This is a genomic window from Nitrospirillum amazonense (assembly GCF_007828045.1).
Taxonomy (GTDB): domain Bacteria; phylum Pseudomonadota; class Alphaproteobacteria; order Azospirillales; family Azospirillaceae; genus Nitrospirillum; species Nitrospirillum amazonense_C.
Map to the genome: position 1 here is coordinate 174,653 of NZ_VITN01000004.1, position 15,848 is coordinate 190,500.

Consider the following 15,848-nt stretch of genomic DNA (forward strand, 5'->3'; position numbering starts at 1 on the left):
CCCGTATCCGCACGCTACAAACCCTGTCCCGGTGTTTCGCGCCCGGGGATGTTCCTTCGCATGCTTAAGGCTGTTGCCCGATGAAGACCGCCAACGAGATCCGCTCCGCTTTCCTGGACTACTTCGTGAAGAACGGCCACACGGAGGTCGAGTCCAGCCCGCTGGTGCCGCGCAACGACCCGACGTTGATGTTCACCAACGCCGGCATGGTGCAGTTCAAGAACGTCTTCACCGGCAACGAGGTCCGGCCCTACACCCGCGCCACCACCTCGCAGAAGTGCGTGCGCGCCGGCGGCAAGCACAACGACCTGGAGAATGTGGGCTACACCGCCCGGCACCACACCTTCTTCGAGATGCTGGGCAACTTTTCCTTCGGCGATTACTTCAAGGCCGACGCTATCGAGCTGGCCTGGAACCTGATCACCAAGACCTTCGCCCTGCCCAAGGACAAGCTGCTGGTCACGGTCTACCACACCGATGACGAGGCCCACGGTCTGTGGAAGAAGGTGGCCGGCCTGTCGGACGACCGCATCATCCGCATTCCCACGGCCGACAATTTCTGGGCCATGGGCGACACCGGCCCCTGCGGCCCGTGCTCCGAGATTTTTTACGACCATGGCGAGGGTATCCCCGGCGGTCCCCCCGGCAGCCCGGAGCAGGACGGCGACCGCTTCATCGAAATCTGGAACCTGGTGTTCATGCAGTATGAGCAGGTGACGAAGGAGGAGCGGGTGTCCTTGCCCCGGCCTTCCATCGACACCGGCATGGGGCTGGAGCGTCTGGCGGCCGTGCTGCAGGGCGTGCACGACAACTACGACACCGACCTGATGCGCGCCCTGATCGTCGCGTCGGCCGATGCCACCAATTCCGACCCCAACGGCGCGCACGCCGTGTCGCACCGCGTGATCGCCGACCATTTGCGCGCCTCCTCCTTCCTGATCGCCGACGGCGTGCTGCCGGCGAACGAGGGGCGCGGCTATGTCCTGCGCCGCATCATGCGCCGCGCCATGCGCCACGCCCATATGATCGGCGCCCGCGATCCGGTGATGCACACCCTGGTGCCGGCGCTGGTGCGCGAGATGGGCGGCCACTACACCGAGCTGCAGCGCGCCCAGGCCCTGATCACCGAGACCCTGCGGCTGGAGGAAACCCGGTTCAAGCAGACGCTGGACCGCGGCCTGAAGCTGCTGGACGAGGAAGAGGACAAGCTGGGCGCCGGCCAGCCCCTGCCGGGCGAGGTGGCGTTCAAGCTGTATGACACCTACGGCTTCCCCCTGGACCTGACGCAGGACGTGCTGCGCGGCCGCAACCGCACCGTCGAGGTCGATGGATTCACCACCGCCATGGAGCGCCAGCGGGCCGAGGCGCGCAAGGCCTGGGCCGGGAGCGGCGAGGCCGCGACCGAGCGCGTGTGGTTCGAGCTGAAGGATGAGCTGGGCGCCACCGAATTCCTGGGCTACGACACCGAGAACGCCGAGGGCAAGGTCACGGCCGTGCTGGACCGTCAGGGCAACAAGTTGGACCAGGCGACCGCCGGCCAGGATGTCATCGTCCTGGTCAACCAGACGCCGTTCTATGGCGAGTCCGGCGGCCAGGTGGGCGACAGCGGCGTGATTTTTGCCCCTGGAACCGGAAATGGCGGTGGCGTCGAGGTGGCTGTCAGCGACACGCAGAAGAAGCTGGGCGCCGTCTTCGCCCACATCGGCACCGTCACCCACGGCGCCTTGGCGCCCGGCCGGTTGGTGGAACTGCGCGTCAACGGCCGCCGTCGCGGCGACATCCGCGCCAACCACTCCGCCACCCACCTGCTGCACGAGGCCCTGCGCCAGCGCCTGGGCGAGCATGTCACGCAGAAGGGCTCACTGGTGTCGGCGGAGCGCCTGCGCTTCGACATCAGCCAGCCGACGCCGCTGTCCGACGACGACGTGCGCGTGGTCGAGGCGGCGGTGAACGCCCGTATCCTGGGCAACAGCGAGGTCGTCACCCGCCTGATGACGCCGGCCGAGGCCATTGAGCAGGGTGCCATGGCCCTGTTCGGCGAGAAGTACGGCGATGAGGTCCGCGTCGTCAGCATGGGCGGCCAGGACGAAGGCCTGAACCGTCAGTACTCCGTGGAGCTGTGCGGCGGTACCCATGTGCGCCGCACCGGTGACATCGGCCTGTTCAAGATCGTGTCGGAGGGCGCGGTCTCCGCCGGCGTGCGCCGTATCGAGGCGCTGACCGGCCGGGGCGCGTTCGAGTACCTGGAAGGGCAGGAGGGCCGCCTGCTGGCCGCCGCCGGCGCGCTGAAGGTTTCCGCCGCCGAGGTGCCGGCCCGCGTCGCCACCCTGGTGGAGGAGCGCCGCCGCCTGGAAAAGGAAGTGGCCGACCTGAAGCGCCAACTGGCCCTGGGCGGGGGCGGCGGTGCCACCGCCACGCCGGAGAAGGTGATCAACGGCGTGAAGCTGTCGGCCCGCGTGCTGGACGGCATCGAGGCCAAGGACCTGAAGCCCCTGGCCGATGAGATCAAGGGCCAGATCGGCAGCGGCGTCGTCCTGCTGGTGGCCAAGGGTGAGGGCAAGGTCACCCTGGTGGCCGGCGTGACCGCCGACCTGACCGGCCGCTTCAACGCCGTGGACCTGGTGAAGGTCGCGGCGGCGGCCGTGGGCGGCAAGGGCGGCGGCGGCCGCCCCGACATGGCCCAGGCCGGCGGCAGCGAGCCCGACAAGGCCGACGCCGCCGTGGCGGCGGTCGAAGCGGCCATCGCCGGCTAAAATGCGAAACAACACATCGGCGTGGGGGCGACTTCATGCCGATGTTGTTCCTGGCTCTATCCTCTCGCGCCCTTTACCTTAGGACGCGACCGCCTGGCGCTTGAGGGACACGCACATGAAATTCCAAGGGACGGACACGTACGTTGCGACTGATGACCTGCGGGTCGCCGTCAACGCCGCCGTCACCTTGCAGCGTCCCTTGCTGGTGAAGGGGGAACCGGGGACGGGCAAGACCGTGCTGGCGCAGGAGGTGGCGAACGCCCTGGGGCGGCCGCTGCTGCAATGGCATGTGAAGTCCACCACCAAGGCGCAGCAGGGCCTGTACGAGTACGACGCCGTCAGCCGCCTGCGCGACGGCCAGCTGGGCGACTCCCGCGTCAACGACATCGCCAACTACATCCGCAAGGGCAAGCTGTGGGAGGCGTTCGAGGCCGACGTGGCCCCGGTGCTGCTGATCGATGAGATCGACAAGGCGGACATCGAGTTCCCCAACGACCTGTTGCAGGAACTCGACCGCATGGAATTCTTCGTCTACGAGACGGGGCAGACCATCAAGGCGCGGCAGCGGCCGGTGGTCATCATTACCTCCAACAACGAGAAGGAGTTGCCGGACGCCTTCCTGCGCCGCTGCTTCTTCCATTACATCCGCTTCCCCGATGCGGAGACCATGGCCCGCATCGTCGATGTGCACTTCCCCAATCTGAAGCAGGACCTGCTGCGCGACGCCCTGACCCTGTTCTATGAGGTGCGCGAGGTGCCGGGCCTGAAGAAGAAGCCCTCCACCTCCGAACTGCTGGACTGGATCAAGCTGCTGATGATCGAGGATATCGATCCGGCGGTGCTGCGCCAGCGCGACCCGAAGAAATCCATCCCGCCGCTGCACGGCGCCCTGCTGAAGAACGAGCAGGACGTGCATCTGTTCGAGCGCCTGGCCTTCCTGGCGCGGCGGGAGCGGGACTAAGCTGCCCAGGGTAATGATGTTCTAAATTGGGAGAGCGCATGAGCACAGAGAATGGTGGAGTTCACGCGGATATAAAGGAAATGATTGGCTTGACGGCCAGTTATGATCCATTCCGTGAGATTTGTTTTATGGAGCGTCTTTCCGGCAAGGTGCTTCTTCAGGTTGGAATATTTCTTTTGTGTTCTGTCGTCGCGGTTTGTGCGATTTTTCCTAAATATGTATTTGAAATCATGATCAATTTAATTGGAAATGGCGCGAGTTCGCCAAGTATTATTTTGACGGATATTGCGCCGGCCATCATACTCATATCTGCATTTACCTGTCTTGTTGTTTTATGTGGCCGGCTAATTCCCTATTTTGTTGCCGGTGGGTTAATCATTTGGCTGGGGGAGCACGAAAACGCATTGTCTGTGTTTATTAAGAAAGGCCCTATTGCGGATACTTATATAGACATTAAAATTATTCTCGAAGATCTTTCATTTGATGGAAATTTCTTGAACTTGTGTGAAATTGGGAAATTGGAGTTCGCTTACTATTCTTCTTCTAAGAAAATTCCAATCATGCGAGTTTCTCTAGGGGAGAAATTAAAGAGTCACAATTTTGATGAAGGTCGTTTGCTCAGAATTACCTTGCTGCATGTCCATGAAATGACGGGCGTGAGAAAGGCGCAAGTTCTTTATCTGGATAAGGAGCTGCTTGCCAAAGCGGCGGAGCGGAAAGTTAAGAAGGCGGCGGCAGCGTCCATGTCGCCGCAGTTGGCATCTGAACCTTCCTAAACGCGACGCTTGCATTTAAACCAAACCTCCCCAGCGTCGGTCTCAGGTTGAAGGGGTGAGGTCAAGGAAATCAAGCATCTCCGTCCGAAGTCCCGGACCCATCGCGTCATCGCTTGTGTGCACTGCAACATTCATCACAGCACATCCGACGGCGTTTGCGCTAACACTGTTGACATCTCAACAGTGTGCGAAGGGTTGCGGTCATGGGTGCCGGTATCATGCGGCGGTGGATGGTGGCGGTGGTGGTGGGCGGGCTGGCGGCGGTGCCGCAGGTGGCCCACGCCGGAGCCGGCCTGGGGCTGGAGATGGTGTGCGCCGACGCGGTGAACGCCGCCCCGATGGTGGGCCGGCTTCCCCCCTTCGCCCGCATGCTGGGCCTGATGCCGGCGCACCCCACGCCGGTGCCCACGGCCGCCTGCGCGGCGGGATACCAGGCGCTGTGGACGCGCAAGTCGGCGCCTGCCCCTGAAATGCCCGTCGCGGCCGGGCCCGTGCGCGACACCGCCTGGGGGCCGCTGGCCTTCGATGGCTTGGCCGAGGCGCGCGATCTGGGGCTTTATACCCACTATGCCGGTGCCTTGCTGGCGGGCCTGCCCGCTGACTTGGCGGTGCGGGGGGATCGGATGCGGACCGCCGCCGTAGCCCGGCTGATCGTCATTGGCCAGAGCTTGGCCGCAAGCGCTTACCGCCCGGTCGCGGCCCTGCACCGCGCCTATCGCGACCCCACGGAACCGTCACCCGCGCGCATGGCCCGTCTGCTGCGTCCCGGGGCGGACACGCAGAGCCCCTGAAAGCTAGGGCTGTGCGCCGGGTGACGATGCTGTCCCCAGCGCGGTGCGGAAGCTTGAGCGCGCCGTGCCCCGCTTCGATGCGGTGAGACTTTCAGGCGGCCAATTTATCCAATATGCAATTTTTTATTATGCGCATCTGCGCCCGTTTACTCACGATATGCAATCGGTTGCATAATTTACTATTGTATGTTGCGAAGTATAAGATGGTAATATTGTGTTCGTCATTTCAGATATCTTCTCAATTTGCTGGCGCGGATTCCTCATGCTATGCTTTGGGATATGTTTGATGTACTTTGCCTGATGTGGGCTGTTAGCACTTTGTTAATGCCGCTTAGGTGATCATCCGGCCTAAGATATTAACTCCTCAGGCTCGAAATGATGAACTTCCTATCCAGCATGAAAGTCGGGCGGAAGCTGGCGGCCGCTTTCACGATCATAGTCGCCATCACCTTGATCGCTTCGGGTATCAATTACCGGGCGCTGTCCACCATTCGCGACACGACGCAATGGTCCGACCATACCTACAAGGTGCTGGAACGGCTTGGCCATACCATGGCGGCCATGGTCGATCGGGAATCGGGCCTGCGCGGCTATCTGATCGGCGCCGACGCCAAGTTCCTGGAGCCGTACCAGAAAGGCCAGGCGGCGTTCGAGGCAGCCTTTGCGGAGGTCAAGTCCCTGACCGCGGACAACCCCGCGCAGCAGGCGCGCCTGGATGAGCTGCGCCGGTTGGAGCAGTCCTGGCTACAGGAGGTGGCCAACCAGGAAATCGGGCTGATGGCGAAGCCGGAAACCATCGAGCAGGCGCGCAAGCTGGCGGCCAGCGGCATCGGCAAGGTGCACATGGACCCCATTCGCGCCAAGGTGGCGGAGATCGACAAGGTGGAGCGCGACCTGCTGGCGCAGCGGGCGACGATCCAGGCCGACGCGCTCACGACGGCCACGACGGTGGCGCTGGGCAGCAGTGGCCTGTCCATTCTGCTGGCGGTCATCCTGGCTTGGGGCCTGACCCGGTTGGTGGCCTCGCCCATCGTAACCATGACCGGCGTGATGAAGCGCCTGGCGGACGGCGACACCCGGGTCGAGATTCCGGCCCGCGAGCGCCAGGATGAGATTGGCGGCATGGCCCAGGCCGTGGGCGTGTTCAAAGACAACATGATCGAGGCGGACCGGCTGCGGTCGGAGCAGGAGGCGCTGAAACAGCGTGCGGAGAAGGAGCGCCGGCAGGCGATGCTGGACCTGGCTGGCGCCTTCGAAAGCCGGGTGGGTGGCATCGTCAACGGCGTGACGGCCCAGGCCACGGAATTGCTGGCCACGGCGCAGACCTTGAATTCCTCATCCGGCCATGTGGCGCGTGAGGCGGGCACCGTTGCCGCCGCCTCCCTGCAGGCGACGCAGAATGTGCAGACGGTGGCGGCGGCGACGGAGGAACTGTCCGCCTCCATCCAGGAAATCACCCTGCAGGTCACGCGGTCCAGCCAGATGATCTCCAGCGCCGTCGGCCAGGCGGGGCGGACCAACGAGGAGGTGCAGGGCCTGATGCAGTCGGCCCAGCGCATCGGCGAGGTGGTGACCCTGATCAACGACATCGCCAGCCGCACCAATCTCTTGGCCCTGAACGCCACCATCGAGGCGGCCCGCGCCGGCGACGCCGGCAAGGGCTTCGCCATCGTCGCGTCCGAGGTCAAGTCCCTGGCCACCCAGACGGCCCAGGCCACGGAGGAAATCCGGGCGCAGATCGCCGGCATGCAGGCGGCGACCGAAACCTCGGCCAAATCCATCCAGGGCATCGTGGAGATCATCAGCCAGGTGGACCAGGCCGCCACCACCATCGCCTCGGCGGTGGAGGAGCAGGCCGCCACCACCAACGAGATCACGCGCAACGTCCAGCAGGCGGCCCAGGGGACCAGCGACGTCAGCCAGACCATCTCGCGCGTCAGCGACGCGGCGCAGGAGACCGGGGGGGCCGCCGGGGAGGTGCACACGGCGGCCAACGATCTCAGCAAGAACGGCGAACTGCTGAAGCAGCAGGTCGATACCTTCCTGCGGGAGATCCGCGCCGCGTGAGGCGGGGAATGACTTGGACCAGGGCCAGGGTGGGAGGCGTTCTTGAATGAACGCGGCCCGCCCGGGCGCATGAACTATCACGATGCCGGACTTCTCGAGCGGGAACACGACGGCATAGCAGGAAAGCAGAGAAAAAATGTTCGGATTTTCTAAAAACAATGATGCCATCAACCGTCAGATTTCGGCGCTCGGCGCGCTGCGCGCCAAGGTGATGGTGGCGGACGAGGATCTCAATATCGTCTACGTGAATCCTTCCGTGGTCGCCCTGCTGCGCGACGTAGAGCACGATCTGCGCAAGGAATTGCCGCGTCTGAACGTGGACCGCCTGGTCGGCAGCAACATCGACATCTTCCATAAGAACCCGGCGCACCAGCGGGGCATGCTGGCCAAGCTGGCCAAGCCCCACGCCGCCACCATCAAGGTGGCCAGCCATCAGTTCGACCTGCTGGTCACGCCCCTGAGCGAGGGCGGCCGCCGCATCGGCTTCGTGGTCGAATGGGCCGACGCCAAGGAGCGGCTGGAGAACCTGGATTACGCCGGGCAGATCGCCGCCATCCGGCGGTCGCAGGCCGTCATCGAATTCACCACCGACGGCATCATCACCAAGGCCAACGACAATTTCCTGACCGTCATGGGCTATCGCCTGGAGGAGGTGGTGGGCAAGCACCACCAGATGTTCGTCGACCGCGACTACGGCGCCACGGCGGAATACCGCCAGTTCTGGGAATCGCTGAAACGTGGCGAGTTCAAGGCCGCGCAGTTCAAGCGCGTCTCCAAGTCCGGCAAGACCGTTTGGATCGAGGGCGCCTACAACCCGATCTTCGATGAAAAGGGCCAGGTGACGAAGGTTGTGAAATTCGCCGTGGACGTGACGGCCCAGGTCAACCTCCTGGACAACCTGAAGGTCCTGATCGACCAGAACTTCGGTGAGATTGAAAGCGCGATCGGCCAGTCGACGCGCGAGGCCTCGTCGGCCGGCGCGGCGGCGGGGAGCACCGCCAACAGCGTGCAGATGGTGGCGGCCAGCGCCGAGGAGCTCGCGGCCTCCATCGCCGAGATCTCGCAGAGCATGTCGCGTGCCCGGACCGCGACCGACAGCGCGTTCGACCGCACCGTGCAGGTGGGTGAAAGCACCGACCGGCTGGCGACGGCGGCCCAGGCCATGAACGGCATCGTCGGGCTGATTAACAACATCGCCGGCCAGATCAACCTGCTGGCCCTGAACGCCACCATTGAGGCGGCCCGTGCCGGCGAGGCGGGCAAGGGCTTTGCCGTCGTGGCCAGCGAGGTCAAGAACCTGGCTAACCAGTCGGCCAAGGCCACCGAGCAGATTTCGGGTGAAATCGAAGGGATACAGTCCACGTCCGCCGAGGTCGCCAGCGCCCTGAACGCCATCCGCGACGCCGTTTCCACCGTGCGCGAGCATGTGTCCGGAACGGCCGCCGCCGTGGAGGAGCAGAGCGCCGTCACGCGCAGCATGTCCACCAACATGCACAGCGCCTCCAGCGCCGTCTCCACGGTGACGACCAACGTCACGGCCATCTCCGCCGCCATCGGTCAGGTCGCCGCCGCCGTGGACAAAACCAAGGAGGCGGCCCAGGTGCTTGTGCGCTGAGGACAGGCTCGGAGTCTGGATGCCGGCGGCGCGGCCTTGAGGTGGCCGCGTCCTTGGCGACCTCAGTGCCCGCCCGGCTGCACCACTCCCGTCGCCGCCGTTCTCGCGCGTTCCAGCTCCGCCAGGGCCGCGTCGATATCGTGTGGCGGGGCCATGAAGCGGCGGAAGACGCCGCCAGCGGCCGCGGTTAGCGGCGTGGTGGCGTCGCGGTCGAAGTAGGCGGCGAATCCGGCCGCATCCTCCAGCACCTGCCGCCCGGCATCCTCGAAGAAGGTGCCGGCGCCCGCCGGCGCGGGCGCCGTGTCCCCCTGCCTGTCGCGCAGCGGCGACACCATGGCGAGATCGCTGTTGAAACGGTCCAGTTCCACCGTCTCCGCCAGGAAATGCACGAAGCGCTGAACCTCCGGCCGCGCGGCCGCCCGGGGTGCCACCACCAGCACATCCTGCGGCGCGTCCTCATAGCGGGGCATGCCGGGGGTCAGCGTGGGGAAGGGGATGAAGCCCACATCATCGCGCACCAGGGGGGAGAAGTGCATGGCGGCGAACCCGCCCAGCAACAGCATGCCCACCTGCTGGCGATAGAAGTAGGGCAGGGTATCGCGCCAGCTGTCCGCCGGCTGGGGCGCGTGGAAGTAACCCCGGTCCAGCAGCAGCTTCCACCGCGCCATCACCGCGCGCGCGGCCGGGTCGGTGAAGGGGATGTGTCCCGCCAGCAGGCGGCGATGGAAGTCCAACCCGTTCAGGCGCAGGTCCAGGTAGTCGAACCAGGCGAACAGCGGCCAGTTTTCCTGCGCGCCATAGGCGAAGGGCGTGACCCCCGCGGCCTTCAGGCGCGCCGCCACGGCCAGCAGATCCTCCCAGGTCCGGGGCGGCGTCAGGCTCAGGCGCCGGAACAGGGATTTGCGGTAAAAGAAGCCCCAGGGGTAGGTCGACAGGGGCACGGCCACGACCTTCGCGCCCACGGTGACGGCGTCGACGGCCGGCGGGCTGAACCGGTCGCGCACCAGCCGGGTCAGATCCGGGGGCAGGGGCGCCACCACCCGCTGGGCACAGCCGTCACGCAGCGCCTTGCCCGAATCCCAGAACGCGACATCCGGGGCGTCGGGCCCGCCGGCCTTGGCGCCGACCCGCTGCCAGTAGAGGTCCATGGGCACTTCGCGGTGGGTGATCTGGATGTCCGGGTTGGCGGCGGCGAAGTGGTCCAGCAGGGCGGCCCAGGCGGTGTGCTTGTCCCGGCTGCCAACCATCATGTCGATGGTCAGGTGGCCGGCCTGTGCCGGGCATGCCAGGCAAAGGACCAGGACCAGACAGAGAAGAAGGCCCGCGGCGCCATCCGGCCCCCGGCCTTGCCGGCGCGTGACCGCTACCATCCAACGGCCCCCGCCCCGCCTGTCCTATGCCATGTCGATATCATGCTGGATAACCTTGGGCAGGCCTTTGGGCGGGGAACTTTTAGACGGCGATCTGGTAGACGGCGACCTGGGGCCGGAGCGCGAGGCCGGGGAAGGGATGCTACCTATACGGTACGGGCGCCGCCAATCCTACATGGAAATCCAGGTGGAATTAGGCCGCCCGGCGCCCCAGGCCCGGCGCCCCTGGCCCTCAAGCCCGGCGTCGCGTAGACTGCACCCATGTTCAGCACCTTCTTCTTCCAACTGCGCCAGGCCCGCATTCCCGTGACCCTGCGGGAGTATCTGGCCCTGATGGAGGCCATGTCGGCGCATGTCGCCGGCTACAGCGTGGAGGACTTCTACCACCTGTCCCGCACCATCCTGGTGAAGGATGAGCGCAACCTGGACCGTTTCGACGTCGTCTTCGGCCAGGTCTTCAAGGGGCTGGAGGCGGCCGCGGGCGGTGACGGTGGCGATGTCGCCGCGCGCGCGCTGCCCGAGGAATGGCTGCGCAAGCTGGCCGAGCGGCACCTGACGGAGGAGGAGAAGGCGCAAATCCAGGCCCTGGGCGGCTGGGAAAAGCTGATGGAGACATTGGCCCAGCGCCTGAAGGAGCAGCACAGCCGCCACCAGGGCGGGTCCAAGTGGATCGGCACGGCCGGCACCTCGCCCTTCGGCGCCCATGGCTACAATCCCGAGGGCGTGCGCATCGGGCAGGAGGGCAGCCGCCACCGCCGCGCCGTGAAGGTCTGGGACCGGCGCGAGTTCCGCAACCTGGATGACACGGTGGAGCTGGGCACCCGCAACATCAAGGTGGCGCTGCGCCGCCTGCGCAAGTTCGCCCGAACCGGCGCCGCCGAGGTGTTGGACCTGCCCGACACCATCCGCGCCACGGCGGCCAACGCCGGCCACCTGGACCTGAAGCTGCGCCCCGAACGGCACAACGCGGTCAAGGTGCTGCTGTTCCTGGACGTGGGCGGTTCCATGGACGACCACATCCGCCTGTGCGAGGAGCTGTTCTCCGCCGCCAAGGGGGAGTTCAAGCACCTGGAGTATTTCTACTTCCACAACTGTGTCTATGAGGGCGTGTGGAAAGACAACCGCCGCCGGCGGACGGAACAGATGTCGACCTTCGACGTGCTGCACACCTATCCGGCGGACTACAAGCTGATCTTCGTGGGCGACGCCAGCATGAGCCCCTATGAGATCACCCACGCCGGCGGGGCGGTGGAGCACTGGAACCAGGAGGCGGGGCAGGTGTGGCTGCGGCGTCTGCTGGACGTCTACCGCCGCGCCATCTGGCTGAACCCGGTCAGCGAAGGCTATTGGCCCTACACCGCCAGCGTCGGCCTGATTAAAAATTTGATGGAGGGCCGCATGTATCCCCTGACCCTGCAGGGGCTGGAGGCGGGCATGCGGGAACTTAGCCATTGATTTATTAACGTTTCTTGGCGCCCGCCCCCGCAAGTGCAGGGGGGCAGGGGCGCCCAAAGCACAGTTGCCGCGCGGTGCATCCCGGCATAGTGTCCGCGCGGGCTCAAAACTTTTGAACCCAGGACGCGGGAGCTCCTCCCGAACCGCGCCATGTCCCCCGATGGTTGGGGAAAGGCGCCAGTGCCAAGGATGAAAGAGAAGATGAATTCTCCGACCAAGATCACCATCGCGCGCGGCGACGGTATCGGCCCCGAGATCATGGACGCTACCCTCGAGGTGTTGGCCGCCAGCGGCGCCAACCTCGAGTATGAGGAAATCCAGATCGGCGAGAGCGTCTATCGCCGCGGCATCATGAACGGCATGGAGCCCAGCGCCTGGGAAAGCCTGCGCCGCACCAAGGTGTTCCTGAAGGCCCCCATCACCACCCCGCAGGGCGGCGGCTACAAGTCGCTGAACGTGACCATCCGCGGCGCCTTGGGCCTGTACGCCAACATCCGCCCCTGCGTCTCCTACTCCCCCTTCGTCGCCACCAAGCACCCGTCCATGGACGTGGTCATCGTGCGTGAGAATGAGGAAGACCTGTACGCCGGCATCGAATACCGCCAGACGCAGGACGTGACCCAGGCGGTGAAGCTGATCTCCCGCCCCGGGTCGGAAAAGATCATCCGCTACGCCTTCGAATACGCGCGGGCCAACCATCGCCGCAAGGTGACGGCCTTCGTGAAGGACAACATCATGAAGATCTCCGATGGCCTGTTCCATCGGGTCTTCGATGAGATCGCCGCCGAGTACCCGGACATCGAGGCGGAGAGCATGATCGTCGACATCGGCGCCGCCCGTCTGGCAGACACGCCGGAGCACTTCGACGTCATCGTCACCCTGAACCTGTACGGCGACATCATTTCCGATATCGCCGCCCAGATCACCGGCTCGGTCGGCCTGGCCGGCTCCTCCAACATCGGTGACCAGTGCGCCATGTTCGAGGCCATCCACGGTTCCGCCCCCACCATCGCCGGCAAGGGCATCGCCAACCCGTCGGGCTTGCTGCTGGCCTCGGTCATGATGCTGGTCCACATCGGCCAGTCGGAAGCGGCCGAGCGCATCCATAACGCCTGGCTGAAGATGATCGAGGACGGCATCCACACCGTCGATATCTTCAAGCGCGGCGTCAGCAAGGCCCGCATCGGCACCCGCGATTTCGCCGCCAATCTGGTCGATCGCCTGGGCGACCGCCCGGCCACCCTGGTGCCCGCCAGCTACCCGGCCGGCGTCGCCAGCAGCTTCAGCGGCATCGCCCTGAAGGGCGCCCCGGCCCAGGCCAAGAAGCTGGTGGGCGTGGACGTGTTCCTGGAGCGCAAGGGCGGCAACGGCGACGACATGGCCGCGCTGTTCCAGCCGCTGCTCCCCGCCGGCCTGAAGCTGGTGATGGTGTCCAACCGTGGCCAGAAGGTGTGGCCGGACGGCGCGCCGGAAACCTTCTGCACCGACCACTGGCGCTGCCGCGTCATGGCCGATGGCGCCGATGAGCTGAAGCACGGCCAGGTGGCCGAACTGCTGGCCCGTGTCGCCAAGGAAGGGCTGGATTTCGTCCAGAGTTCCAACCTCTACACCTTCGACGGCGCCAACGGCTTCTCGGCCGCCGCCGGTCAGTAAGTGCGTTAGGTGGCGGGCATGGGAGCGTTCCCATGCCCGTCGCCATTTTGGGGCGCCCGTTCCCTCTTAACTCCCCTTTAATAGGGGATGAACGAGAGTGGGCCCGCTAGGAATAGTGGCCATGCCTGGGATATACCCACAAAGGAGAGGGGTGGCGGCTTTCCCTAGGCTGCCTGCGGATCTTCGGCGTGGATTCTGTATCCGCGGTCAAAAAACGAGTCGGAATCACCTGTTCAGGCTTTGGCAAGTTTGGTAGTGTCACAGGCATCTCGATACCAAATCTTGTTGGTGGGAATTTCCCGGTATCGACTGCTGGAGCGGGACGCTCGGCGGTGACGGCATGTTTTTGCGCGCCCGCCGATCTCGGGGGCTAAGGAGCGAGGGCTTCGATGGAAGAAGAAAAAGCGTCGATGAGTTGGACTGACGAGCGTATCGAGCGCCTGCGCCAGCTGTGGGGCCAGGGCATGAGCGCCAGCGAGATCGCCGATCTGTTGGGCAACGTGACCCGGAACGCGGTGATCGGCAAGGCGCACCGGCTGGGCCTGTCGGGCCGGCCGTCGCCCATCAAGAAGAAGCCCACGCGGGGTGCCACCATCCTGTCGCTGAACGAGCGCATGTGCAAATGGCCGGTGGGCGACCCCAAGCACGCCGATTTCCATTTCTGCGGCTGCCCCTCGCTGCCCGGCATGCCCTACTGCCGTGAGCACGCGCAGATGGCCTACCAGCCCGCCAAGAAGCGGGATGACGAGCGCAAGCTGGTCATGGCCTGAGGCTGTTTCGCATACGGAATTAAGCGACCCCCGCCGGCGACGGCGGGGGTTTCGTATTTGGGGCTAAGGTTCGGGAAATTCGCCGCGACGATAGACCGGCACCACCACGGCCGTCGATGACAACAGCCTTCCGGACAAACAAAACGCCGGGCGGTGGTGCCGCCCGGCGTCTCTGTCACATTGGAACCGTCAGGGGAACCGTCAGGTGCCTCAGGCGGCGAAGCCCATGGCCTTGCGCAGGTTCTCGTCCAGCTTGGCCAGGAAGTCCTGGGTGGTCAGCCAGGGCTGGTCCGGGCCGATCAGGATGGCCAGGTCCTTGGTCATGAAGCCGGACTCGACCGTCTCCACGCACACCTTCTCCAGCGTCTTGGCGAAGTTGGTGACCTCCGGCGTGCCGTCGAACTGGCCGCGGTAGGACAGGCCCTGCGTCCAGGCGAAGATGGAGGCGATGGGGTTGGTGGAGGTGGGGCGGCCCTTCTGGTGCTCACGATAGTGGCGGGTCACCGTGCCGTGGGCGGCCTCGGCCTCCACGGTCTTGCCGTCGGGGGTCAGCAGCACCGAGGTCATCAGGCCCAGCGAGCCGAAGCCCTGGGCCACGGTGTCGGACTGCACGTCACCATCGTAGTTCTTGCAGGCCCAGACGAAGGCGCCGTCCCACTTCAGGGCGGAGGCGACCATGTCGTCGATCAGGCGGTGCTCGTAGACGATGCCCTTGGCCTTGAAGCGCTCGGCGAACTCGGCGTCGAAGATTTCCTGGAAGATGTCCTTGAAGCGGCCGTCATAGGCCTTGAGGATCGTGTTCTTCGTGGACAGGTACACCGGGTAGCCGCGCTGCAGGCCGTAGTTGAAGCACGCGCGGGCGAAGCCGGCGATCGATTCGTCCAGGTTGTACATGCCCATGGCCACGCCGGCCTCGGGGAACTTGAACACGTCGTAGGTGATGGCCTCGCCACCGTCGTCGGGCGTGAAGGTCATGGTCAGCTTGCCGGCGCCGGGCACCTTGAAATCGGTGGCGCGGTACTGGTCGCCGAAGGCGTGGCGGCCGATGACGATGGGCTTGGTCCAGCCCGGCACCAGGCGCGGCACGTTCTTGCAGATGATGGGCTCACGGAAGACGGTGCCGCCCAGGATGTTGCGGATGGTGCCGTTGGGCGACTTCCACATCTTCTTCAGGCTGAACTCGGCCACGCGGGCCTCGTCCGGGGTGATGGTCGCGCACTTCACGCCCACGCCGTACTTCTTGATGGCCTCGGCCGCGTCCACGGTCACCTGGTCGTTGGTGGCGTCGCGATGCTCGATGCCCAGGTCGAAGTACTTCAGGTCGATGTCGAGGTAGGGCAGGATCAGCTTGTCTTTGATGAACTGCCAAATGATGCGGGTCATCTCATCGCCATCAAGCTCGACGACGGGATTGGCAACCTTGATCTTCTGCATTCTCAATGCCTTCTGCGTATAGGTAATTTTATGACAGCCGGCGCCGCGTTTGAGCGCGCCTCGATATGCCAGAACCGTTTCCCGGGTAAGAAACGGCCGCGATTGGGCGACCAGTATATCGGACGGCCGGTATAAGAGCCCATTCGGGCCCCGCGATCAAGCAAGCGGGGCGGGGAACCGGCGTGCGGTCCCCGCAACGGTGT

General features: G+C 65.0%; 11 protein-coding genes. 9 read left to right on the forward strand and 2 right to left on the reverse strand.

Annotated elements, in window-relative coordinates:
- Positions 1–80: 80 nt before the first annotated feature.
- The 6 genes from alaS (at position 81) to FBZ89_RS08495 (ending at position 8,963) form a co-directional block, all read left to right on the forward strand.
- Positions 81–2,753 (forward strand): alanine--tRNA ligase, encoded by a 2,673-nt coding sequence (alaS, locus tag FBZ89_RS08470; protein ID WP_145749581.1) that lies wholly within the window; start codon positions 81–83, stop codon positions 2,751–2,753.
- Between the two features lie 115 nt (positions 2,754–2,868).
- The gene (locus FBZ89_RS08475; protein ID WP_145749582.1) at positions 2,869–3,714 is read left to right on the forward strand and encodes an AAA family ATPase; all 846 of its coding nucleotides are present in this window, start codon (positions 2,869–2,871) and stop codon (positions 3,712–3,714) included.
- Between the two features lie 38 nt (positions 3,715–3,752).
- Complete coding sequence (locus FBZ89_RS08480; protein WP_145749583.1) at positions 3,753–4,490, forward strand: hypothetical protein; 738 nt, start codon at positions 3,753–3,755, stop codon at positions 4,488–4,490.
- A 203-nt stretch (positions 4,491–4,693) separates the two neighbouring features.
- Positions 4,694–5,281: a hypothetical protein gene (locus FBZ89_RS08485; RefSeq protein WP_145749584.1), complete on the forward strand. Its 588-nt coding sequence runs from the start codon at positions 4,694–4,696 to the stop codon at positions 5,279–5,281.
- Positions 5,282–5,677: 396 nt separating this feature from the next.
- Positions 5,678–7,348: a methyl-accepting chemotaxis protein gene (locus tag FBZ89_RS08490; protein WP_246172093.1), complete on the forward strand. Its 1,671-nt coding sequence runs from the start codon at positions 5,678–5,680 to the stop codon at positions 7,346–7,348.
- 136 nt (positions 7,349–7,484) lie between these two features.
- Entirely contained in the window at positions 7,485–8,963 is a 1,479-nt protein-coding gene (locus FBZ89_RS08495; protein WP_145749586.1) for a methyl-accepting chemotaxis protein, read from the forward strand.
- Between the two features lie 62 nt (positions 8,964–9,025).
- Here the strand turns inward: FBZ89_RS08495 and FBZ89_RS08500 are convergent, their stop codons facing one another.
- Entirely contained in the window at positions 9,026–10,333 is a 1,308-nt protein-coding gene (locus FBZ89_RS08500; protein ID WP_145749587.1) for an ABC transporter substrate-binding protein, read from the reverse strand.
- Positions 10,334–10,594: 261 nt separating this feature from the next.
- On the opposite strand from FBZ89_RS08500, the gene FBZ89_RS08505 reads away from it, so the two are divergent.
- The 3 genes from FBZ89_RS08505 (at position 10,595) to FBZ89_RS08515 (ending at position 14,211) form a co-directional block, all read left to right on the forward strand.
- Positions 10,595–11,788 (forward strand): vWA domain-containing protein, encoded by a 1,194-nt coding sequence (locus tag FBZ89_RS08505; RefSeq protein ID WP_145749588.1) that lies wholly within the window; start codon positions 10,595–10,597, stop codon positions 11,786–11,788.
- A gap of 201 nt (positions 11,789–11,989) precedes the next feature.
- On the forward strand, positions 11,990–13,441 hold the full coding sequence (locus FBZ89_RS08510) for an NADP-dependent isocitrate dehydrogenase (RefSeq protein WP_145749589.1): 1,452 nt from the start codon (positions 11,990–11,992) through the stop codon (positions 13,439–13,441).
- Positions 13,442–13,851: 410 nt separating this feature from the next.
- Entirely contained in the window at positions 13,852–14,211 is a 360-nt protein-coding gene (locus tag FBZ89_RS08515; protein ID WP_004272076.1) for a GcrA family cell cycle regulator, read from the forward strand.
- 210 nt (positions 14,212–14,421) lie between these two features.
- Here the strand turns inward: FBZ89_RS08515 and FBZ89_RS08520 are convergent, their stop codons facing one another.
- Positions 14,422–15,645, reverse strand: coding sequence for an NADP-dependent isocitrate dehydrogenase (locus tag FBZ89_RS08520; protein ID WP_145749590.1), 1,224 nt, complete (start codon positions 15,643–15,645; stop codon positions 14,422–14,424).
- Positions 15,646–15,848 lie beyond the last annotated feature (203 nt).